This is a genomic window from Streptomyces davaonensis JCM 4913 (genome assembly GCF_000349325.1).
GTDB lineage: Bacteria > Actinomycetota > Actinomycetes > Streptomycetales > Streptomycetaceae > Streptomyces > Streptomyces davaonensis.
Genome location: NC_020504.1, coordinates 3634037 through 3656206, shown reverse-complemented (window position 1 = coordinate 3656206; position 22170 = coordinate 3634037). Strand labels below are relative to the sequence as shown.

At 68.8% G+C, this 22170-nt stretch carries 23 protein-coding genes; 15 read left to right on the top strand and 8 right to left on the bottom strand.

Annotation, left to right across the window (positions count from 1 at the left end):
• Window positions 1–178: 178 nt before the first annotated feature.
• The 3 genes from BN159_RS45735 to BN159_RS45730 form a co-directional block, all read right to left on the bottom strand.
• Window positions 179–1111 (bottom strand): ComEC/Rec2 family competence protein, encoded by a 933-nt coding sequence (locus BN159_RS45735; RefSeq protein WP_331712175.1) that lies wholly within the window; start codon window positions 1109–1111, stop codon window positions 179–181.
• Between the two features lie 154 nt (window positions 1112–1265).
• Window positions 1266–1580 carry a hypothetical protein gene (locus BN159_RS15775; protein WP_157901098.1) on the bottom strand — a complete coding sequence of 105 codons (315 nt, stop codon included), beginning with the start codon at window positions 1578–1580 and terminating at the stop codon, window positions 1266–1268.
• Window positions 1581–1804: 224 nt separating this feature from the next.
• Window positions 1805–2542 (bottom strand): hypothetical protein, encoded by a 738-nt coding sequence (locus BN159_RS45730; protein WP_157901097.1) that lies wholly within the window; start codon window positions 2540–2542, stop codon window positions 1805–1807.
• 512 nt (window positions 2543–3054) lie between these two features.
• Here BN159_RS45730 and BN159_RS15770 point away from each other — a divergent pair.
• On the top strand, window positions 3055–3615 hold the full coding sequence (locus BN159_RS15770; RefSeq protein ID WP_041819369.1) for an HD domain-containing protein: 561 nt from the start codon (window positions 3055–3057) through the stop codon (window positions 3613–3615).
• Here the strand turns inward: BN159_RS15770 and BN159_RS15765 are convergent.
• Complete coding sequence (locus BN159_RS15765; RefSeq protein ID WP_015657981.1) at window positions 3603–4073, bottom strand: NUDIX hydrolase; 471 nt, start codon at window positions 4071–4073, stop codon at window positions 3603–3605. The genes BN159_RS15770 and BN159_RS15765 overlap by 13 nt on opposite strands.
• A 96-nt stretch (window positions 4074–4169) precedes the next feature.
• Window positions 4170–4901, bottom strand: coding sequence for a helix-turn-helix domain-containing protein (locus BN159_RS15760; protein ID WP_015657980.1), 732 nt, complete (start codon window positions 4899–4901; stop codon window positions 4170–4172).
• 161 nt (window positions 4902–5062) lie between these two features.
• On the opposite strand from BN159_RS15760, the gene BN159_RS15755 reads away from it, so the two are divergent.
• The 12 genes from BN159_RS15755 (at window position 5063) to BN159_RS15710 (ending at window position 11752) form a co-directional block, all read left to right on the top strand.
• On the top strand, window positions 5063–5419 hold the full coding sequence (locus tag BN159_RS15755; RefSeq protein WP_015657979.1) for an SCO3933 family regulatory protein: 357 nt from the start codon (window positions 5063–5065) through the stop codon (window positions 5417–5419).
• A 3-nt stretch (window positions 5420–5422) separates the two neighbouring features.
• Window positions 5423–6778, top strand: a complete 1356-nt coding sequence (locus BN159_RS15750) for an FtsK/SpoIIIE domain-containing protein (protein ID WP_015657978.1) — start codon at window positions 5423–5425, stop codon at window positions 6776–6778.
• An 85-nt stretch (window positions 6779–6863) separates the two neighbouring features.
• Window positions 6864–7016: a hypothetical protein gene (locus BN159_RS45725; RefSeq protein ID WP_015657977.1), complete on the top strand. Its 153-nt coding sequence runs from the start codon at window positions 6864–6866 to the stop codon at window positions 7014–7016.
• A 5-nt stretch (window positions 7017–7021) separates the two neighbouring features.
• Window positions 7022–7201: a hypothetical protein gene (locus BN159_RS15745; RefSeq protein WP_015657976.1), complete on the top strand. Its 180-nt coding sequence runs from the start codon at window positions 7022–7024 to the stop codon at window positions 7199–7201.
• A gap of 76 nt (window positions 7202–7277) precedes the next feature.
• Complete coding sequence (locus tag BN159_RS15740) at window positions 7278–7925, top strand: DUF2637 domain-containing protein (RefSeq protein ID WP_015657975.1); 648 nt, start codon at window positions 7278–7280, stop codon at window positions 7923–7925.
• 22 nt (window positions 7926–7947) lie between these two features.
• Window positions 7948–8139, top strand: coding sequence for a mobile element transfer protein (locus tag BN159_RS15735; RefSeq protein ID WP_015657974.1), 192 nt, complete (start codon window positions 7948–7950; stop codon window positions 8137–8139).
• Between the two features lie 13 nt (window positions 8140–8152).
• Window positions 8153–8308: a hypothetical protein gene (locus tag BN159_RS46195; RefSeq protein WP_015657973.1), complete on the top strand. Its 156-nt coding sequence runs from the start codon at window positions 8153–8155 to the stop codon at window positions 8306–8308.
• A 24-nt stretch (window positions 8309–8332) separates the two neighbouring features.
• Window positions 8333–8647 carry a hypothetical protein gene (locus BN159_RS15730; protein WP_015657972.1) on the top strand — a complete coding sequence of 105 codons (315 nt, stop codon included), beginning with the start codon at window positions 8333–8335 and terminating at the stop codon, window positions 8645–8647.
• 87 nt (window positions 8648–8734) lie between these two features.
• Complete coding sequence (locus BN159_RS15725) at window positions 8735–8932, top strand: hypothetical protein (RefSeq protein WP_015657971.1); 198 nt, start codon at window positions 8735–8737, stop codon at window positions 8930–8932.
• A complete protein-coding gene (gene repSA, locus BN159_RS15720) occupies window positions 8929–10314 on the top strand; it encodes a replication initiator protein RepSA (protein ID WP_015657970.1) in 1386 nt (461 codons plus the stop codon). Before BN159_RS15725 ends, repSA begins: the two co-directional genes overlap by 4 nt.
• A 2-nt stretch (window positions 10315–10316) precedes the next feature.
• Window positions 10317–10517, top strand: coding sequence for a helix-turn-helix transcriptional regulator (locus tag BN159_RS15715; protein WP_015657969.1), 201 nt, complete (start codon window positions 10317–10319; stop codon window positions 10515–10517).
• The gene (locus tag BN159_RS15710) at window positions 10517–11752 is read left to right on the top strand and encodes a tyrosine-type recombinase/integrase (protein WP_015657968.1); all 1236 of its coding nucleotides are present in this window, start codon (window positions 10517–10519) and stop codon (window positions 11750–11752) included. Before BN159_RS15715 ends, BN159_RS15710 begins: the two co-directional genes overlap by 1 nt.
• 121 nt (window positions 11753–11873) lie before the next feature.
• Here the strand turns inward: BN159_RS15710 and BN159_RS15705 are convergent, their stop codons facing one another.
• The 3 genes from BN159_RS15705 to BN159_RS15695 form a co-directional block, all read right to left on the bottom strand.
• A complete protein-coding gene (locus tag BN159_RS15705) occupies window positions 11874–13427 on the bottom strand; it encodes an alpha/beta hydrolase (protein ID WP_015657967.1) in 1554 nt (517 codons plus the stop codon).
• 136 nt (window positions 13428–13563) lie between these two features.
• Window positions 13564–15105 (bottom strand): alpha/beta hydrolase, encoded by a 1542-nt coding sequence (locus tag BN159_RS15700; protein ID WP_015657966.1) that lies wholly within the window; start codon window positions 15103–15105, stop codon window positions 13564–13566.
• Window positions 15106–15176: 71 nt separating this feature from the next.
• A complete protein-coding gene (locus BN159_RS15695; protein ID WP_015657965.1) occupies window positions 15177–17906 on the bottom strand; it encodes a lysylphosphatidylglycerol synthase transmembrane domain-containing protein in 2730 nt (909 codons plus the stop codon).
• Between the two features lie 186 nt (window positions 17907–18092).
• Here BN159_RS15695 and BN159_RS15690 point away from each other — a divergent pair, with 186 nt between their 5' ends.
• Window positions 18093–18479, top strand: coding sequence for an MGMT family protein (locus BN159_RS15690; protein WP_015657964.1), 387 nt, complete (start codon window positions 18093–18095; stop codon window positions 18477–18479).
• Between the two features lie 257 nt (window positions 18480–18736).
• Entirely contained in the window at window positions 18737–22078 is a 3342-nt protein-coding gene (locus BN159_RS15685) for an ATP-dependent helicase (RefSeq protein WP_015657963.1), read from the top strand.
• Window positions 22079–22170: the final 92 nt, after the last annotated feature.

Genomic DNA, 22170 nt, shown 5'->3' with positions numbered 1-22170 from the left:
CAGCGAGACAGAAGAAGCCCACGGCTCTGACCAGCTCAGATGCCGTGGGCTTCTGTCGTTGTCGGTTGGCGTCGGGTCACGTTGGACGGCCCGGACACGGCCCAGAGACGACGCCTGCCAGAGCTGGCGTGTGGGTGGCTGAGCCTTGGTACGGGGCCGCCTCCGCAGCCCAAGAGCACTACGCCAGAGGCCCGGCAGGAGGGAAGGTGCGCACGACCCAATCGCCTCCGTTTACTGCCCGCCGAGCTCGTACTTGCCCTACCTTTCCCCAAACATTTCTCACATTCTTAGCGAGGGTTCCCAATTTTGATTTCTCCTTCTTGGTTGCACGGGAAGGGGTGGGAGAACCTGTCGCCGTAATATAGGCTCGATCCGTCAGGGAAAGAATCCGCTCCACGTCTTTTGGTTGCGGTTGATTGCTTCCCGCTCTGCGATATGGGGCCAAAACTGCGACGGGATTTTCAATGAGGAACTTTTCCCAAGCAGGTTGATGATGGGAACTTTCCCCGCCGTGATGAGCGACTTTGTATAGGGATGCTTGACCTTCGGGTGTAAAACTCTCCACCACTGCCTGCCAGCCACAACCGAGAGGGCCGACAAGCAAGTCGGCACCTAGAAGTACACGAACGTCTCCGGCTTCAACCCATAGGGCAATCGACGCATCATTGGGATCCAAGGCTGGAACTCGTCCACGGCGGGCGCTTACTTCAGGGGACTGGGCAGCCAAGGCGCGAAGGGCCCGCGTTTTAGCATGCTCAGAAGGCGACAGAGCGGTCACCTGGACTCCTGGAAATCCCTGAACATTCGGAAAGTCAAGCAGCCGTTTACCCTCGCTGGCTCGCCGAAGCGGCCGGAAACCATCTTTCCCTTTTCTGGACTCCGCAATCTCAAAGATGCGTCGATACTCACTATATGAGCTGTAACGTGCTGGCTGGGGTATTTCAGCGTCAGCGCAAAGCAGAGCCAAAAACTCTTCGTTTGTTAGAGCATCAGAAACAACGAATGTGGCGCTCTGACAGGCCTCGAAGAAGGAAGAAATGCCTGCGAAGTGATCGTCGTGAGCATGAGTGCCAACGATCATTCGAACATCAGTGGAAGGGTTCACGCCCATTCGGTAAAGATACTCAAGGCCTGGCACAGTGCCATCTTCCTGATCAACGCAGGAATCCACCACTATCCAGCGCCCTAGCCCAAGGTGAAGCACAACGGATTCACCTTTACCTGGGCCAAAGATGGATACCTCTAGCTCGTCAGGTCTCGGAGGCTCAGTCGAACAGGTCTTCAATTTGCTCCATACGGGTTGCCGCCTGTTTGCCCAGGCGGGCTAGGTCCTCATCCGTCCACACGCCCAAGCGGCGTAGGCGCAACTGCTCCGTCCGGGCTGGGTACCCCGACCTATCGCGCACTGTGCGCACCGTCAGATAGAAGACGTCGCCGGGCCCAGCCACCTTTGCGTCTTCCCCTAGCAGTTGCGCTTGAAAGTCAGCAACCAAGCAGGGGCCTGTGCGATCAAGTGGTGTTAGCTCTGCCGTCATGACCTCATCATCAATCTCAAGAATGAGGCCCTCCCACTTTTCCATGCCCGCGATTCGCACGAGGGGAGCCGCTTGTCCCGCCTTCGGCTGGTTTCCATATGGCGAAGTGGCTTCTGAAGGTTCCCCTGCGGGATTACCAGCAATGAGAGTTGGGCTCTGCATTGTCTGATTTTCCGGACCAGTCGCAGGGGTGGCGCCAGCAGGGTCAAGCGTGGTAGTTGGCGATATCCACGGTGAATTACCTGAAGAGACTTCAGTGCCTGAATTTGTCATGAGCGCTTCCCCCCACCCAGTCCGGCAACAAATTCAATCGCCTTATGTGCTCTCTGATTGAACGAGTTCCATTCATTGGTCAAGATTTCAAGCGCTACCGAGGTCTTATCTACTGTCAGCTCGCCACTCTCTGGTGACAATGCTTGAAATTGCGGCCCTCGCTGCTCGGGCTGAGAATCAACCAAGGTTAGGTCGAAATGGTCATTGATGGCAACATAAACAGATGACGGAATCTTCGCAGAAGGTTGCACCTGAACCTGAACGAAACCGCCATACTTGTCTGGCCGAACCCCTTGCAAAGTAACGTTAAGCATCCCGGGAAGATTTAGAATCCCTTGCTCTTCCCAGGGTTCTTTCGGGGCGAGGTGATCGCCAATTGCGTGCCATTCCTCTTCGGATCCCGGAGTGAAATGCACCGACCTATTCAAACCCATTTTCGAGGTCGGCGCATAAGGTAGTGATCGAAGGATTCCAATCACCAGATCCCTCGCCCTTTCGATCTCGGCGAGATCTGACGTTGAAATCTGCAAGACCTCCGGCATAACCTGAACGCGAAAGGCGCCACAAATAAAGACGGTTAGATTTGAAGAGATGACTTCGACGCTAGAAGTGCTCAGATCATCTTCACTGATTAGCTGGCCAGAAGCTAGCCATCCGGGAGAAAAGGTATGTGGCATAAAAGCACCGCGAATAACGATGGAGAGTTCGTCGAGCGCGAACTCTAGGCGTCCCACGAGTGGCCCTCCTATAGCTATATTTGCACGGTGCCTGGGTTGCATGGTACTGCGCGTAGTGCAAGTGATGGGAGCCCTACGAGCCATCTGCGTTGCGCAGTCTGTCTGCCGGTTGATGCTAGGTCGGTGTAGCGACTTTGGCCGGGAGCTGCTTTGGCGCGAGTGATCATGGCCCCGTAAGCTTCCGGCGCGTCGGGCAGTCTGTGGACCTGCCCGCTAAAGCACGACGTTGGGGCCATGATCTTCGAGGCTCGCGCCAAAGTGGCTGGCTAAAGTCGCGGAGCCGACCGCCCCAGCCACAGCGGGTTTCCGTCCTCGCCCCCATGCACGCAGCGCGCCGCCGGGCGCGGCCAGCCGGGGCGGAGACAGGAGGCAGGCCGCGCCGTTGAGGCGGCGCGCGCCCGCGCCGTGCGCGGGCCTTGATGAAGTAGGGAAAGTCTGTCCGCGCCATGATCCGGAACGTCTGGCGCCGGGCTGTCGGTCGCCTGCTTATCTGAGCTACGGTGCGATTCATGCCCTCTTCATTGGATACGCCACAAGGTGCGGCTGAGCTGGCTGAGGCAGTGTTGCCCCAACTCGGGAACCGCTGGCTGCACACCCAAGCCGTGGCGGCTTGTGCGCGTGATGCTTCGGCGGCCGTGTCTGAAGAGGACCGTGATCTACTCGTCGCCGCCGCCTGGCTGCATGACATCGGCTACGCCCCGGAACTGCGGGATACGGGGTTCCACCCCCTTGATGGTGCGCGCTACCTGGAGACGCTCGGAGCGCCGTCGCGCCTCGTGAGGCTGGTCGCTCACCATTCCGGCGCCGTGTATGAGGCTGAACAGCGGGGGCTGACTGCCGAGTTGGCCGTGTACGAGCGAGAGGACTCCTCGGTCTTGGACGCGCTCATCTACGCCGACATGACGACCGGTCCGGCGGGGCAGTCGTTCGACTTCGACCGGCGCATTGATGAGATCTTGGTGCGGTATGAGCCGGGCAGTGAGGTGCACACGGCGATCAGTAAGGCCCGCCCGTACCTCGGCGCCGCCGTCGAGCGGACGCGCGTACGTCTCAGTGATCAGCCGACGTAGGGCTTAGGCCGGTTGGCCAAGCCATGGTCGATTCGCATCCGCATGGACGGGTGGATGTTCAGCTCGTCCAGTCGGCTCGGGTGCACGAACGCTACCTCTTTGCTCTCGCTGCTGGTTCGTAGCTCGCCGCCCGTGATCTCTGCATGGAAGCAGATGGAGAACTGTTGGCGCACCTCGCCGTCGTCGTACGCAATTACGTGCGCGGGGTTGGTGTAGATGCCGACCAGGCCGGTGACCTCGACGTCGAAACCGGTCTCTTCCTTGGTCTCCCGGACCGCGGCATGGGGAGCTGATTCGCCTACATCGACCCCGCCGCCGGGCAGGGCCCACAGGTTGTTGTCCGTCTTGTGGATCAGGAGGATTTCCCCTGCCTCGTTGAGCGCCACAGCGGTAACCGACGGCACGATGCTGTTCGCCTTCGGGGCGTTCGGATCGTTGAAGTAGTCGACTCGGGCCATGTCTCAAGCGTCGCACGTCCGGCTGTCGCGCGAGTTGGCCGGGGACCGGGTGCCGGTTCCGCCGGCGCCCGCAGCCCCGGCCCTACCGTCGCCTACTTACGCAGGTCGACCGCGCTCCCACGTGTAGTCGAAGCTCCTCATGTAGTGCCGGAATGTCCGGGCGCCAGGGATGTACCGGAAGTGCAGAACTGGGTTCTGACCGGCAGGAGCTCCGAGCACATGCGGGTTCACCAACACGTCGTCGTCGAACCGATAGATCGAGTTGTACAGGATCGTGTCATGCAGCTTGACCTCAACTCCGGGCGTCGCCATCGCTGGTTCGAGGTAGCGCCGCGTGATCCGGGCACGTGCCGCCAGATCGCTGCCGATGCCTTCCTCTTCCCCTCGCTGCTGGACCATGGCCGAGTCGGGATCGCCGAGCAGGACGCGGACCTGAGCCCCGGCCTTCGCCTTCTCGGCCAACTGGTCTGGCAGATCCGGATGGTTGTCGAAGAGGAACAGCCCCGCGTAAACGAGGATCTCGACCTGGTCCGTTGCCTTCTCAATGAGCGATGACCACAACGCCGCCGGTACGGCACCCCGGTTCGGGTAGTACGTGATCAGCTCAGATGTGCTCGCGGTCTCAGCCTGCTTCTCGACGGAGGGCCAGAGGTAGACCTCATCCACTCCAAGGAAGCTCGCGGCCTTCCAGCGGTGTCCCCGGTGCGGTGTGCGGTTGGTCGTGATCCAGCGCTCCACGCTCTTCGGATCCACGCCGACGTGCTGAGCAAGGGACTGGATGGTCTCGCCCTTTGCCGAAATTGCTGCGCGCAGACGCTCGTTCGCCATGACGTGCCCTCTCCTAGGACGTCCCGGGGACGTTTTGACGATAGCTCAGACGTCCCTAAACGTCCACACGGACCGTGATACGTCCATCACCTCTCGCGGTCTCCTGATCTCACCGACGAACGGTCGGTTCCAACTCCCATTGAGATCCAGGAGAACAGACGATGCGTCAGATTCCCGTCGACACCTCCGCCGCCTCCGTGATGGTGGCCAAGACCCCGCAGCCCAAGGTCAAGGACCGCCGTTCCGGCGAGATCGCCACCGACGCCGAGACCGGTGCAACGCTCATGACCGTGGACGTGATGTTCGCGGCCAACGACGAGGTCGAGATCCTCTCCATCACCGTCCCCGAGCCGGGCATCTCCGGTGAGCTGGTCATGGGCACCCCGGTCGCGCTGACCGGTCTGATCGCCCGGCCGTGGGAGAACGAGTTCAACGGGCAGAAGCGGCACGGGATTGCGTTCCGCGCGGTCGCCGTGACCTCGCTCGCCGCTGCCGCGTCGAAGCCGAAGGCGGCCTGAGCCATGCTGTGGCTGTCCGTCTTAGGGCTGCTGGTCGTCGTCACCGCGCTGATGCTTCGGTGGCGGCGCCCGGCCTGGTACTGGCTGACCTTCGGGGTCACCCTCGCCGCGCTGCGGGTGCTGTTCCGCTACGCGTCTGTAATGGACGCCTGCGGACTGACCGTCCCGCCCACACGCTGGCGCCTCGCCCTGGCCCGGGCCACCAACCGGCCCGTCCCCGGCCCTCGCGCCCCGCGGATCCTGCGCCTGCGCCCCACCCGGACCGGCCTGGTGCTGCGGCTGGGACTCCGGCCCGGTCAGGACGCCTTCGACGTCGCAGCTTCGTGTGATCGGCTGCGTCACTCCTTCGCCCTGTACGGCGTGACCTCACGTGAGCTGCGCTCGGGTGTGGTCGAGGTGCGGATGACCGGCTACGACGTCCTCAAGCGGGTGCAGATGCCCGCCAAGAGGGACACCCGCCGGATGCGTGTCCCGGTCGCCCTGCGCGAGGACGGCGCCGTCCACTACCGCGACTACCGTGCCGTCCCGCACGCCCTCACCCTCGGTGCCACGGAGTCCGGCAAGTCCGTCTATCAGCGCAACCTGGTGGCCGGGCTGGCCTCGCAGCATGTCGCTCTGGTCGGCATCGACTGCAAACAGGGGGTCGAACTGTTCCCGCTGGCCCGCCGGTTCTCCGCGCTGGCCGATAACCCCGACACCGCGGCCGAACTCCTCGATGCGCTCGTGGCGCACATGCAGGATGTCTACCGGCTCATCCGGGCCGAGCAGCGGATCACCGCGGACGTGCCGGATGCGGAGATCGCCGCGGACATCTGGGATCTGCCTGCGGATCTGCGGCCGGTGCCGGTCGTGGTCCTGGTCGATGAGGTCGCCGAACTCGCCCTCTTCGCCAACCGGGAGGAGGAGAAGCGCCGGGACCGGATCATCACCGCGCTCGCCCGGCTAGCCCAGCTCGGCCGTGCTGCCGGGATCTACCTGGAGATCTGCGGGCAGCGCTTCGGCTCCGAACTCGGCAAGGGCATCACCATGCTCCGCGCCCAGCTCACCGGGCGGACCGCGCATCGCGTCAACGACGAATCCTCAGCGAACATGGCCTTTGGCGACATCGCCCCGGATGCGGTGCTGGCTGCGATCCAGATCCCCGCCGACCTGCCCGGCATCGCCATCACGGGCGACTCGACCGGGGGTTGGGCCCGGATCCGCGCCCCGCACACCTCGCTGCGACAGGCCGTGAACACCTGCAACCGGTACGCCGACCTGGCCCCGGACCTGCCCGCCCTGGTCCCGTTCCGGCCCGCCCTTGGCAGCCCGCGGCCGATCCCGGCTACGCCGGTTGAGTCCGCCCCGGCCACCGCCTGATTTGCCCCCGCTCCACGGTCGGCGCGACCGCTTCGCGCCAGGTCCCTACCCGAGCCATGCCCGAAACCCGAAGGGAGAGATCACGATGACGGTCATCCCATTCCCGGAGCCCGACCCGCGCCCGGTGGATCCGCTGGAGTCGGCCCTGATCTCCGCGTGGAACAACTCGCCGGACGTCATGGACGACTACCGCGACGACGCGCCGGACGACACGTCCGACGCCGAAGGGTCCTGGTGATCGCCATGGCTGCGCGGAAGACCACCAGTCGCAGGCCCGCGAAGAAGCAGCCGTGCCCCGAGTGCCAGGACGGACAGGTCCTGGAGTCCTTCCAGGTCGGCGGGCGTCGCAAGCGCGTGAGCGACGACCAGCAGGGAGCCCTGTGCCTGACCTGCCTCGGATCCGGCGAAGCCCCGACCGACTGAACGCCTGCCGGGACCCGGCGGATGGGACCCCGTTCCCCGCCCCGTCCCGGCTCAACTCGCCAAAGGAGGTGACGACATGACTTGCTTGATCCGCCCCGATGCCGTGCTCGTACAGGCCGTGATCGCCGGGGCTCTGTCGTTCGCCCACCTGCATGACCTTGCTGCCGCGGCCGGACAGGACGGCTGGAAAGCATGGGCCTATCCGGTCAGCGTCGACCTGCTGTTGGTCGCTGCCTGGCGACGGCTCCGCTCGGATGGCCCGTCCCGGCTGGCCTGGTGCTGGTTCTTGATCGCCCTGGTCGCCTCGCTCGGTGCCAACGTCGCCACCGCCGGATTCCTCGACCTCGAACACCCCCCGGCGTGGCTGCGGTTCGGCGTCGCCGGATGGCCCGCGCTCGCCTTCCTCGGCGGCACCCTGCTCGCCCACTCGAACTCGGCCGGGGACCGGGTGCCGGTTCCGCCGGCGCCCGCAGCCCCGGCCCCCGCGCCCGATCCGGATGTTGTCCCGGAGCCCATCCCGACCGCTGTGCCTGATGCCCCGGCTCTTCCCGCCGCGGACCTTGACCCGGCCGTGCCGGTTCCGACCGCACTGGTCGACCACGCCCGCAAGGTCGCTGCCGACCATCAGGCCCGGACCGGTGCCCCGATCGACACCGAAACCCTGCGCGCCCGCCTCGGCGTCCCCGCCCCGATGGCGTCCGCCATCGCCGCCCAACTCACCTGACCCGAAGGGACAACCACCCGCCATGCCTGCCCACGACCACTTCCACTCCGTGATGAGCATCGGCCCGGTGCAGATCGGCACCCACCGCGACCGCCACGGCCAGACCAAACACGCCGCCGTATGCACCGCCGACCGCTGCGGCTGGTCCGCCGACTACACCAGCCAGTCCGCCGCCCAACTCGCCGCCCGCACCCACCGCTGCAAGATCCGCTAGGAGGTCACCTGTCATGGACGTCCCGCTCTGGCTCGCCGTCGTCATCGTCGGCTACCTCGGCGCCAAGCTCATCCGCCCGCCCTGGTGGCTCCTGGCCGTGTTCCTGCTCGGCGGCTTCCTCCTCGCCGACAGCGTCCTTGCCCCCGTCATCGACTCCGCCATCAAGTAACCCGCCACCGAAGGGAGTTCCGCCATGCTCCGCCCGAAGGTCCCCACGATGCCGACGCCGACCGGCGCGGCCACCCCGCCTGGCATCGTCGAGCCCGCCGCCGTCATCCCCAGCGGCCAGACCCTGCCACCCGCCCCCGTGGCCCCGGCACCGTCCCGGCCCACGGTCCAGCTCACCCCCGGCGCCGTCGTCGCCACGGCCGGGATGGGCCTGGCCGTCGTCCTCGTCGTCGGCGCCGTCCTGGTCTCGATGCTGCTCGCCGTCGCCATCACCGCCGCCTCAGTTGCGGTGTGTGCGCTCGTCGTCCGCTCGATCCTCTCCAGCGACACCCGTCGTTGATCGGCCCCCGGGCGGCCTCAACCGCCAAGTCTCCGCCGCCCGGGCGCCGTCCCTGTCCGATCCTCAGAACCGGAAGGAACCTCCATCATGACCGGCCCGATCCCGGCCACCACCGCCAACGCGCGGATCTGCCCAAACTGCGACGGCTTCGCCACCGCCGCCGTATCCTCCGGCGGCCGTGACCACCGCGGACACCTGCGCACGCTCACCGTGAACTGCCCGGCCTGCCACGGCCACGGCACCTGGCACACTCGCGCCGCCCAGCTCGCCGGGGGCCGCGCATGACCGACACCGCGACCTTCGCGGGCCTGGACCCGACCACCCTGGGGGACCTCCTTAGGGTGGCCGGGCTTCCCGGCTTCGACCGCTGGCAAGACCAGATACGCCGCACTGGTGGCTGTGCCGACCCCATCCACCTGACCGGCTGGGTCCTCCACAAGGACAAGACCACCGGCGAGACCCTGCACCACTACAGCACGGAGCACGAGCCGGGTGGACGTCTCCGCATCGCCTGCGGCAACCGGCGTGCCTCCCGCTGCCCGTCCTGCGCCTGGACGTACGCCGGAGACACCTACCACCTGATCCGCGCCGGACTCGTCGGCGACGACGGCCGAGACATCCCCACCACGGTCCGCGACCACCCCCGGGTCTTCGCCACCCTCACCGCCCCCTCGTTCGGCCCGGTCCACAACCGGCCCGACCGCGGCGCCTGCCGCTGCGGCACCCGCCACAGCGCGGACGATCCTGCCCTCGGCACGGCCCTGGACCCGGCCACCTACGACTACGCGGGCGCCGTCCTGTTCAACAACCACGCGGGCGACCTGTGGCACCGATTCACCAACCGGCTCCGTCGCGAGATCGCCGCCCGCGCCGGGCTCACGCAGCGCGAATTCATCGACACCTGCCGCGTCTCCTACGGCAAGGTTGCCGAGTTCCAGAAGCGCGGCGCCGTCCACTTTCACGCAGTGATTCGCCTCGACGGACCCGACGGCCCAGACTCCCCGCCCCTGTCCTGGGCCACGGTCGGCCTGCTCACCGACGCCATTCGCGCCGCCGCCAAGCACTCCTACGCCACCGTCAGCGTCCCGGCCTCCGGCGACCAACCGGCCCGCGCCCTCCGCTGGGGCCGACAGCTCGACGTCCGCCCCGTGAAGGCATTCGGCGACGGATCCGACCTCACCGAACAGGCTGTCGCCGCGTACGTCGCCAAGTACGCCACCAAAGCCGCCGAGACAACCGGCACCCTCGACCGCCGCATCGGCGAACTCTCCGAACTCGACCGCCACGGCGTCCCCGACCACACCCGCCGCCTGATCACCGCCTGCCGCGACCTGGACGCGCTCTACCCAGACCGCCGCATCTGGGCTTGGGCCCACATGCTCGGCTTCCGCGGCCACTTCAGCTCCAAGTCCCGCCGGTACTCCACCACCCTCGGGGAGCTCCGACAGGCACGCGCCGACTACCGCGCCGCTCAAGAACACGCCGCCCACGGTGTCGACGATCGCGAGCCGGACACCGTCCTCGTGCTCGCTGACTGGCAGTACGCCGGACACGGCCACACCCCCGGCGAATCCGCCCTTGCCGCCACCATCGCCCGAGACCTCCAACTCAACCGCGAATCCGCCCGCGAGGCACTCGCCACGCTGGCTCAAGAGGGGGAGTGGTGACCATGGCGTCAGAACTCCCCAGCCGGTTCCTGACACCGGATGACCTGGTGGACATGTTCGACCTGCCCAGCGTCGAGACGGTCTACCAGTGGCGTCGCAAGCGCACTGGTCCCCGCGGCTTCCGAGTCGGTCGACACCTCCGCTTCGACCCGGAGGACGTACGCGCCTGGGTGGACTCCCAACTCAAGGGGGTCGCTGCCTGATGGCCGGACACATCCAAGACCGTTGGTACAAAGTCGAGACCAGCCCGGACGGCAAGGCGCGCAAGGTCAAGACCGACCGCCACGGCCTCGGACTGCGCTACCGCGCCCGCTACATCGGGCCGGACGGCACGGAGAAGTCCAAGAGCTTCCCCGACCGTCAGAAGCGGCTCGCTGAGCAGTGGCTTGCGCAGGTCGAGGCGGACATGGCGCGCGGGCAGTACATCGACCCGCAGGCTGGACGACTCACCGTGCGACAGCATGCCGAACGTTGGTTGGCGTCGCTCACCATGGACCCTGGGACCTACGTGGGTACTGAGCAGCGCATTCGCCTGCACGTCCTGCCCTACCTTGGCAGCCGCACACTGGGCTCCCTCCGGCCGACGCACATCCGCGAGTGGCTGCGGAAGCTGCAAGACGGGGGAGTGGCGCCCGCCTATCAGCGGGTGATCTTCGCAAACCTCTCCACCATGCTGACGGCGGCAGTGGACGACCGTTTGATCCCTGAGAACCCTTGCAGGTCGTCGTCCGTCCGCGCGCCTAAGCTCGACCCTCGCCGGATCGTTCCCTGGCCACGTGAGCGCGTACTCGCGGTCCGTTGCGCACTGCCCGAGCAGTACCGGGCCATGGTGGACCTGGCTGGCGGTTGTGGTCTCCGGCAGGGTGAGGTCCTCGGCCTGGCCGCGGAAGACGTGGACTTCATCGAGGGCGTGGTTCACGTTGAGCGACAGGTCAAGCTGATCCGCAATCGGCCTGTATTCGCGCCGCCCAAGGGCGCGAGGGCACGTACGGTTCCGTTGCCCGAGAGCGTTGCCTGGTCTATCGAGGAGCACATCAGCCAGCGCTCACCAGCCGCCGTTACATTGCCATGGCGGGCTGTCGACGGGGCACCCGTGACTGCATCCCTGATCTTCCACAGGGATCAGGGCCGCCCGGTCAATCGCAACGACTTCAACCGCGGTGCCTGGCGCCCGGCCCTCGTCTCGGCGGGCGTCCCTCTCGGTCGCGCAAGCGGGATGCACGCCCTGAGGCACTTCTACGCCTCCGTACTCCTGGACGCGGGCGAGAGCGTCAAGGCCCTCTCCGAGTACCTGGGCCACCACGATCCGGGCTTCACCCTGCGGACGTACACGCACCTGATGCCCAGCAGCGAGAAGCGCACCCGCGAGGCGGTGGACCGAGCCTTCGCGGATGGCCCGGACACCGCTGACGGCCCCACGACGGCCCAGGAGGAGTGACGAGGTAGGAAACGTGCAGGTCAGGTTAGAGATCGCCTGACTTGCCGGTCTACTGAGCCGGTCTCCCGGTCCACGTGGCGGGGGCTCCAGATGCCTTGGGTGTCTGGGGCCCCCGTCCGCGTCAGGAGCAGACCTTGCCGTCCTTCGGGACCGTGCCGGAGAGCAGGTAGTCGTCGATCGTGGAGTCGACGCAGCCGCTGCCACTGCCGTAGGCGCCGTGGCCCTCGCCCTTCCAGGTGAGGACCACACCGACGCCCTTGCCCAGCTCGTCCGCCATCTTGCGGGCGCCCTCGTAAGGCGTCGCCGGGTCGCCGGTGTTGCCCACGACCAGGACCGGTGCTGCGCCCGGCGCGCTCACCTCGGGGGTGTCGTGCTGGCCTGGTACCGGCCAGTCGTGGCACCAGCCGGCCGTGTCCCAGCCCAGGAACGTGCCGAACACCGGCGAGATCTTCTCGAACTCGGGCAGCAGCTTCTTCGTCTCCTCGGCGGTCGGCCGCTGCTTGGCGTCCAAGCACGATATGACGCGCTGTGAGTGGGTCGTCGTGCCGTAGCTCCCCGACGCGTCACGCTCGTTGTAGCCGTCGGCGAGCGTCAGCAGCTCCGAGCCGTCCCCCGACTCTGCCGCCTCCAGGGCGCTGGTCAATGTAGGCCAGCTGGACTCGCTGTACAGCGGCAGCACGATGCCGGTGACCGCCAGGGACTGCGTCAGCTTCCGGTCGGAGGACGTCGGCAACGGGTTCGCGTCGATGCGGTCCAGCATGTCCGCGATCTTCCGTGAGCCCTCCTGCGGGTCCTGCCCGGTGGACTTCAGGTAGTTGTTCAGTGCCCGCTGGAAGCCCCTGGCCTGGTTCTTGGCGTGGTCCACCGTGTCGGCGCTCGGGTCGACCACCGCGTCGAGGACCAGCCGCCCCACGTTCTGCGGGAACAAGTGGGCGTACACGCCGCCCAGTTCGGTGCCGTAGGAGATGCCGAAGTAGTGCATCTTGTCGTCGCCGAGGACTTGGCGCAGCAGGTCCATGTCGCGGGCGGTGTCGGTGGTCGACACATGGGCCATCAGCCGCCCGGCCGACTTCTCACAGCCCTTGCCGAAGGCGGTGGCGTCGTTGAGGTACGCGGTCTCCTCGGCCAGGGTGTCGGGCGTGGCGTCCACGGCCTCGGCGGCCTGGATCTCCTGGTCGCTGCGGCAGCGCACGCCCTCGCTGGAGGCGACTCCGCGCGGGTCGAAGCTCACCAGGTCGTAACGCTCGTGCAGTTCGGACGCGGTGGAGGCGTAGTACGGCATCATCGAGACGCCCGAGCCGCCGGGGCCACCGAAGTTGAACAGCAGCGAGCCGATACGGTCGTCGCCGGTCGCCTCGGAGCGGATCAGCGCGATCCCGATCGTTCTGCTCTTCGGCTTCGCCCAGTCCAGCGGCACCTTGAGCGTCGCGCACTCCCAGTCGCCGCCCGGCGCGGCGGAGTCCTCGGTGGCCTCGCACTCTCCCCAATCGAGCTTCTGGGACGTCAGGGAGGCGGGCAACGGTGCCGTGGTCCCGGGGGAGGAGGCCGAGGGCGTCTTGCCGCCGGTCTCCTTGCCGCTCGTGCCGTCACTGCCCTCGTCGCTCCCCGAGCTGCACCCCGTCACCAGGAGCCCGGCGGCGGCCGTCAGAGCCGCCCACCGTACGAAACGCGCCATGTGCACTACCCCCTCGCAGGCCGTCCGCACCGTGCAGCGGATGGCGGTCAGGCCATAGTAGGCATAGACCCCGAGACCTGCTCCGGCCTGTGGATAACCTTCTGACCTGCGATTTTTGCCTGCGCTCTGGATGGTTTCAGGAGCAGACGGTTCCGGCCGCGGGCACCTTCCCGTCCAGCAGGTAGCCGTTCACCGCGCTCTGTACACACCTGTTCTTACTGTCGTAGGCCCCGTGCCCCTGACCCCGGTACGTCAGCTCGACACCCACGCCCTCGCCCAGCGCCTGCACCATCTTCCGGGCGCCCTCGTACGGCGTGGCCGGGTCGCCGGTGTTGCCCACGACGAGGATCGGCGCCGATCCGGGCGCGCTGACGTCCGGGTGGTCGGCCGCCCCGTCCACGGCCCAGTCGGTGCAGCTGACCATCCCCCAGGCCAGGAAGTCGCCGAACAGCTCCGAGGCCGCGCGGAACTCCGGCAGCCTCGACTCCACGAACTCGGCGGTGTAGCGCGGCTTGTCGTCGGCGCAGTTGATGGAGATGTTGGCGGCGGTGATGTTGCTGTACTCGCCGTTCTCGCTGCGGCCGTTCATCGAGTCGGAGAGCAGCATCAGGATCCTGCCGTCACCGTCGTACGCCTGCTGGAGGCCCTCGGTGAGGTACTCCCAGAAGTCCTGCGAGTACAGCGCCTGCGCGATGCCGTTGGTCGCGGCGGTCTGGGTCAGGTCGCGCGGGAAGATGCCCGGCAGTGGTTTGCGGTCGAGTTCCGCCAGCAGTGCGGCGATACGGTCCTTCACGTCCTGCGCGCTGTCGCCGATCGGGCAGTCCTCGATCTTCGAGGTGCAGTCCTCGGCGAAGTTGTCGAGCGCCAGCTGGAACCCCTTCGCCTGGCCTAGCGAGCCCTGTTCGGGGTTCTGCGTCGGGTCGACGACCGCGTCGAAGACTGCACGGCCGACGCGCTCGGGGAACAGATGCGCGTACACACCGCCGAGTTCGGTGCCGTAGGAGATGCCGAAGTAGTGCAGCTTGTCGTCGCCGAGGACCTGGCGCATCAGGTCCATGTCGCGCGCCGCGTCGGTGGTGCGCACCTGCGGCAGCATCTTCTCGGAGTTCTCCTCGCAGGCCGCGTTGAACTCCTTGGTGTTGTCCAGCAGCTCGGTGCGCTCGGCGGCGTCGTCCGGGGTCGCGTCCTGCTGGAAGAAGGCGTCGAGCTGCTGGTCGTTCTCGCACTTCACCGGCGCACTGCGGCCGACCCCGCGCGGGTCGAAGCTGACCAGGTCGTACCGGGTGCGCAGGGCCGCGTAGTCCTCACCGAAGGCGGGCAGAGTGGTGACGCCCGAGCCGCCGGGGCCGCCGAAGTTGAACAGGAGCGAGCCGATGCGCTCGCTGTTGTCGCCGCTCGCCTCCGCGCGGATCAGCGCGAGGCCGATCGTGTCCCCCTTGGGCTCGGCCCAGTCCAGGGGCGCCTTCATGGTGGCGCACTGCCACTCGTCGCCGTTCGGCAGCGGGGAGGGTGCGGCGCCGCCGCCCTCGGCCTGGGAAGGGGCCGGGCAGTCCTCCCAGTTCAGCTGCTGGGCCGTCAGATCCTCGTCCTCGGAGTCGTCGCCGCACCCCGTCAGCAGCGAGGACAGCAGCACGGTGGCGGTCAGGACGGCGGCGCGCAGGCGGGAGGGGTTCGGCATGATCCCATCCTGCGGTCGCGCACGACGGGACGCTCGGGGCGCGGGCCGTAAGAGGTACGGGGACCCCCTGCCTAGAGCGCGCCCTTGCGTGTGAGGTGGTTGAACGCCAGCCAGCCCGGCAGGACCGGCAGCCACAGGGTCAGCAGCCGGAACAGCAGGACCGAGGGAGCGGCGACCTCGCTGGGCAGGCCCACCGCGATCAGACCGACCGTCAGGGTCGCCTCCACCGCGCCCACACCGCCCGGGGTCGGGGCGGCGGAGCCGAGCGCGTTGCCCGCGAGGAAGACGACGGCGACGCTGGCGATGCTGATCGAGGTCTGCTCGTCGCCGAACGCGCGGATGGAGGCGTCCAGGCACATCACGAAGCACGCCGTCAGCAGCAGCATGCCGCCGATGCCGGTGATCAGCTTCTGGGGCCGCTGGAGCACATCGAGCATGCGCGGCACCACGCCCGCGAAAAGCGACCGCACGCGCGTGACGACGAACTTGCGCAGGAACGGCACCGAGGTCACCACGAGCACGAGCACCGCGACCGTCAGCAGACCCGCGATGACCGTCCGGGACGGCGACAGGGACGGGGTCTTCTCGGTACCGGTCAGATAACCGAAGGACAGCAGCATCAGGATGTGGCAGCCGAGGCCGAACAACTGCGACGCGCCCACACTCGCCACCGCGAGCCCTGGACGCACGCCCGCGCGTTGCAGGAAGCGCGTGTTGAGGGCCACACCGCCGACCGCGGCCGGCGCGACGATCTTCACGAAGGACCCGGCGACCTGTGCCCCCACGGTCCGCATGAACGGCACCCGCTCCGGCACGAAGCCGAGCAGCGCCATCGCCGCCGCGAAGTAACTGGCCGCCGAGAACAGCACGGCCGCGGCCACCCAGCCCCATTCGGCGTTGGCGACCAGCGGGCCGAACTCGATGTGGGTGAGCTGCGTCAGCAGGAAGTACGCGCCGATGGCGCCGGCGATGAAGCTGATCAGCGTGCGCGGCCGGACCCGCTCCAGGCGGGCCGGTTCGACCGGAGCCTGCGGCCTGATCAGCAGCACCTGGTGCCGGATCTGGGTGAGCAGATCATCCTCGCGCGCTTCGTCGATGGCCTCGTCGATGGCCCGCTTCTCGGCCCGCGCCTGCGCCCGTACGGTTTTCTTGTCGGCCTTCTCCAGGACGGGCACGGTCGGCTCTTCGGCGGCGGCCTCCACGCGCGCCTGCTTGGCCAGCCGGGAGGCCTCCAGGACCGCCTCGCGCTCGCGTTCCGCCCGCTCCCGGGCCAGCCGGCGCAGCGTCGCGCGCGTGGAGCGCGTCAGCGCGATGGGCTGGAGCATCGGCAGACAGTCCGCCACGGCGTCGGGGCCGAGCACGCCGACCGCCGAGGCGACGGCGCGTTCGGCGCCCACCCGCAGCCCGAGCGTCGTCACGAGCTGGGCGATGTCCATGCGCAGCAGGAGTTCACCGGCCGCGATCTCACCGCCCCGCAGATCGGTGAGGATCACCGTGCCGGAACGATCCACCAGAATCGCGTCACCCGCGAGCCTGCGGTGCGCGATACGGCGGGACTGCAAGGCCCGTACCTGATGCCAGGAGTTGCGCAGCAGCTCGTCGGTGATCTCCTCATCCGCGAGCGAATCCAGTGTGCGTCCGCCGCTGTGCTCGTAGACCAGCATCACCGCGTCGGGGCCGAGCTCGGAGGTCGCGATCAGCTTGGGGGCGTTGGCGCCGGCCGCGATGGCCGCGTAGGCGAGCAGCGCCTCCTGCTCCAGGGCCTGGCGCAGCGACTGGAGGCTGCGGCGCGTGGCGATGCCGCGCAGCGTCAGATTGCGCCAGACGCGGTAGAAGAAGCCCTGCGCCTGCTGCTCCCGGTCGACCACGGTGACGTCCAGCGGTGGGCCGTCCTCCAGGGTGACGAAGTAGCGCCGGCCGCGGTCTCCGCTGTCGCCGTGCTCCGGGGTCTCGTCGCGGGCCGCGCTCACCGGCCGGAAGCCGACGGTCCGCAGGCCCGCCATCAGGGTCCGGCCGGTGGGGCGGACGTTGGGGGAGCCGACCGCGTACAGCGTGCCGTAGGCCACGGACCAGCCGATCAGCACCGTGAGGATGATCGAGAACGGTGTGGTGTACCCGGTGACGAGCATCGAGAAGGCGTCGAGCATCAGCACGATCCACAGCACCGCGCGCCAGCGCGGCCGACGGGACATGCCGACCGCCGTCATGTACGCGATGACCGGGGCCAGATAGCCGTGCACCGGGTCGGTCAGGGCGTTGATGTCGCCGGGGGAGGGCTGGGTGAGCGCCTCCTGGATCGAGTCGGGGGCGGCCTTGGCGACCCAGAGGTCGGTGGCGAGTGTCACACCGTGCGCCAGGACGGCGGCGAGCACGCCGTCGGCGATGCGCAGCCCGTCCCGCTTGATCAGCCGCTCGATCGCGAACGCGACCGGAACCAGCAGGATCGCGATGCTGGAGGCCAGTCCCGCGATCTTGATGAGCAGGTCGGGGGCCTGTCCGGTGCCCTTGTTGATGTCCTGTTCGAGACCCGAGGTGGTGCCGTGCGCGAACGCGGCGATGGCGATCAATACGGCCACTGCCAGGACGCCCACCAGGAACCGCATGAGGTCGGAGGGACGGTGCACGCGCGCGGGGAGCAGCGGTTCGTCGCCCTCCACCTCGTCGGTGTGCGGCTCGTCGTACTCCGCGGGCTTGTCGGCGTCGTTCGTGGCCGCGCCCTTCCTGTCGTCGGCGGCGTCCGGGCGCGACGAAGCCTCAGAGGTGCTCTCCGCATCCTCGGGGTGCACACCCTGCTGCTTCATCGTCTCTTCTTGATCTCGTATCAACGGTCACCGCCCGCACGATGGTGGCATGCCCCACCGACACGCGGGGGCGTCAGGGTGCAGATGCGGGGGCGCACAGTCTGCCGGAACCGCCGCCCCGGAGCGAGGGCCACGCACCGTCGCGGGCCCGTCACATTGTCGGTGGGGTGGTGCAGGATGGGGCGGATGAGCGAGGAGAGCCTTCCGGAGGACGCCCGCCCGGAGTACGCGGACGCGCTGCCCGAGTATGCCGAGCGGGTCCTCGAAGTCGCCGAACTGATCCCGCCCGGGCGCGTCATGACCTACGGGGATGTCGCCGAGTGGCTTCAGGAGGGCGGCCCGAGACAGGTCGGCCGGGTGATGGCCCTGTACGGCGGCGCGGTGCCGTGGTGGCGTGTCGTCCGCTCGGACGGGGCGCTGCTCCCGGGGCACGAACTGCGGGCCCTCGGCCACTACCGCGACGAGGGCACACCGCTGAAGGAGGCCGGCCGGACCACCGAGGGACACCTGCCGCGCCTCGACATGAAACGGGCGCGATGGGACGGCGGCGAACGCGCGGAAGGTCACACCTGACAGCTTCCGCCATCCGGCAGGCCGCGGTGTGACCTGTGATCCGTACGGGGGAACAAGGGCACATCCGTGGCATGACGTACGTTCGTGAGTCGAGGGACGCATGTGGCGCGAGCGCCCCGAGGGATGAATCGGAAGCCCTGCTTCCGCCTGATCCGTCGGCGTAGCGTCGGCTGCACGCGTCCCCCTCATCCCGCCGCCACCGCCCTCCACGCGCGGTGGCCGACCGACCAGCACACCCACCAGGACCGGCGAACCACGTGAGCTCCTCTTTCTCCACCGGACACCTGCCGCACCCCCAGGTGCGGCAGGGGAGCCGTGGCGCTTACCGACTGGTGCGTACCCCGTCGGCCAGGGTGGACCCCCCTCGTCTGGACGCCGCACAGCGCTCCGTGGTTGACCACGGCACCGGCCCGCTGCTCGTTCTCGCAGGTCCGGGCACCGGAAAGACCACCACGCTGGTGGAGTCGGTGGCGAAGCGGATCGCCCGCGGCGGCGACCCCGCGCGCATCCTGGTGCTGACGTTCAGCCGCAAGGCGGCCGTCGAACTGCGCGACCGCATGGCCCTGCGCACCGGCGCCGCGCGGGCCCCGCGGGCGACCACCTTCCACTCGTTCTGCTACGCCCTGGTCCGCGCCCACCAGGACAGCGAGCTGTTCGTGGAGCCGCTGCGGCTGCTGTCGGGCCCCGAGCAGGACGTGGCCGTACGCGAACTGCTCGCGGGCCAGCCGGACCTGGAGCGGCTCGGCCTCGCCCATGTGCGCTGGCCCGACGAACTGCGCGCCTGCCTGACCACGCGGGGCTTCGCCGACGAGGTCCGCGCGGTCCTCGCCCGCAGCCGCGAACTGGGCCTCGCACCCGACGCCCTGGACGCCTTCGCCCGCCGTATCGGCCGCCCCGACTGGCGGGCCGCGGCCGCCTTCCTCGCCGAGTACCTCGACGTCCTCGACCTCCAGGGCGTGCTCGACTACGCCGAACTCGTCCACCGCGCGGTACTCCTCGCCCACCGCCCCGAGGTCGCCCGCCGACTGGCCGACCAGTACGACGCCGTGTTCGTCGACGAGTGCCAGGACACCGACCCCGCCCAGGTGCGGCTGCTGCACGCGCTGGCGGGCGGCGGCCGCACCCTGGTCGCCTTCGGCGACCCGGACCAGTCGATCTACGCTTTCCGCGGCGCCGACGTGAACGGCATCCTGGACTTCCCGCAGGCCTTCCCGCGCGGGGACGGCCGGCCGGCCCCCGTGGCGGTGCTGCGCACCTCCCGCCGCTCCGGCGGCACGCTCCTTGCGGCGACCCGGCTGCTCACCCAGCGGATGCCGCTGACCCGCCTCCCCGCCGACAAGGTCCGCGCCCACCGAGAACTCGCGCCCGTCCGGGACGGGGGCCGCGTCGAGGTGTACACCTATCCGACGCCCGGCACGGAACTCGACAACATCGCCGACATCCTGCGCAGGGCGCACCTGGAGGACGGTGTCCCCTGGCGCGAGATGGCCGTCCTGGTACGCGCGGGTTCCCGCACCATCCCGACGGTCCGCCGCGCCCTCACGGCCGCCGGCGTGCCCCTGGACATCGACGGCGACGACCTGGCCCTGCGCCACGAACCGGCGGTGGCCCCCCTGTTGACGGCCCTGCGCGCGGTGGCGGAGGCGGAGGCGCGGGGGAGCGATGCCGGTGAAGGGGAGCCGGAGGTGGCTTCCGCCGAGGAAGACGCCCCGGACGCGACCCCCTGCTGGCTCGACACCGAGACCGCCCTGACTCTGCTCACCTCGCCCCTCGCCGGTATGGACGCCGCCGATCTGCGCCGCCTGGGCCGTGCCCTGCGCGACGAGGAGCGGGCCGCCGGAGTCGCCCTGCCGCCGCCGTCGGACGAGCTGCTCGCGCGGGCGCTGGCCGAGCCGGAGCGGCTGGTCGCGCACGATCCGGTGTACGCGCGGGGCGCGCAGCGGCTCGGCGCGCTGCTGCGCAAGGCCCGTGAGCGCCTCGCGGACGGCGGTACGGCCGAGGAGGCGCTCTGGGACCTGTGGGCGGGCACCCCGTGGCCCGGGCGCCTGGAGCGGGCCGCCCGGCGCGGCGGCGCGGCCGGACGCAACGCCGACCGTGACCTGGACGCCGTGTGCGCGCTGTTCGCGACCGCGGCCCGCTCCGAGGAGCGCACCGGCGGGCGCGGCGCCCTGAACTTCCTGGCGGAGATCGAGGCCGAGGACATCGCCGCCGACACCCTCACCCGACGCGCCCTGCGCCCGGACGCCGTACGCCTGATGACCGCGCACCGCTCCAAGGGCCTCGAATGGCGTCTGGTCGTCGTCGCGGGCGCCCAGGAGGGACTGTGGCCTGACCTGCGCCGCCGTGGCTCCCTGCTGGAGGCCGACCGGATCGGGCGCGACGGACTCGCCGAACCGCTGACCCCCGGCGCGCTGCTCGCCGAGGAGCGTCGGCTTTTCTACGTGGCCGCCACACGCGCGCGTGAGCGCCTCGTCGTCACCGCGGTGAAGGCTCCCGCGGACGACGGCGACCAGCCCTCCCGCTTCCTGACCGAGCTCGGCGTCGAACCCAAGGACGTCACGGGACGCCCGCGGCGCCCCCTGTCCGTCGCGGCACTGGTCGCCGAGCTGCGCGCCACGACCGTCGACCCGCGCGTGTCCGACGCGCTCAGGGAGGCCGCCGCCCGCCGCCTGGCCCGGCTCGCCGCGCTCACCGACGAGGACGGCCGCCCGCTGGTCCCCTCGGCCCACCCCTACCGCTGGTGGGGCATGTTCGAGCCGACCGAGAGCAAGGTGCCGCTGCGCGACCGGGACCAGCCCGTCGTGCTCTCCGGCAGCGCCCTCGCCCAGCTCGCCGACACCTGCGCCCTGCAATGGTTCCTGGGCCGCGAGGTGAAGGCCGACGCGCCCGCGACCGTCGCCCAGGGCTTCGGCAACGTCGTGCACGTCCTCGCCGACGAGGTCGCCTCCGGACACACCCCGGCCGATCTCGCCGTCCTCATGGAGCGCCTGGACTCCGTGTGGAACGCGCTCGCCTTCGACGCGCCGTGGAAGTCCGCGCAGGAGAAGGAGCACGCACGCGTGGCGCTCGAACGCTTCCTCCAGTGGCATGTCACGGACCGCACGGGCCGTACGCCGGTCGCCAGCGAGCACGACTTCGACGTCACCCTCGAAGCGGGCGACTACGAGGTCCGCATCCGCGGCCAGATGGACCGCGTCGAGGCCGACGGCGAGGGCCGCGCCTATGTCGTCGACTTCAAGACCGGCAAGCAGGCCCCCAGCTCGGCCGAGGTGGCCCGGCATCCGCAGCTCGCGGTCTATCAGCTCGCCGTCCGTGAGGGCGCCGTGGACGAGGCCTTCGACGGGCAGCGGCCCGAGCCGGGCGGCGCCGAACTCGTCCAGCTGCGGCTGGGCGCGGCCAAGCGGGACGGCGGCGAGAGCCTGCCCAAGGTGCAGGCCCAGGAGCCGCTGGAGGGGGAGTGGGTCGGCGAGCTGCTGGCCACCGCCGCCGGCAAGGTCCTCGACGAACGGTTCTCGCCGACGGCAGGACAGCACTGCGCGCACTGCGCGTTCCGGGCGTCGTGCAGCGCGCGCCCCGAGGGGCGGCACGTGGTCGAGTGACGGACAGCACCACACGTGCTGACCTGCGCTTTTTTCTCTCCCGGCAGCCGATTCGGCATCCGTTGTCAGTGGCCGCCGCTAGCCTCTCTGAG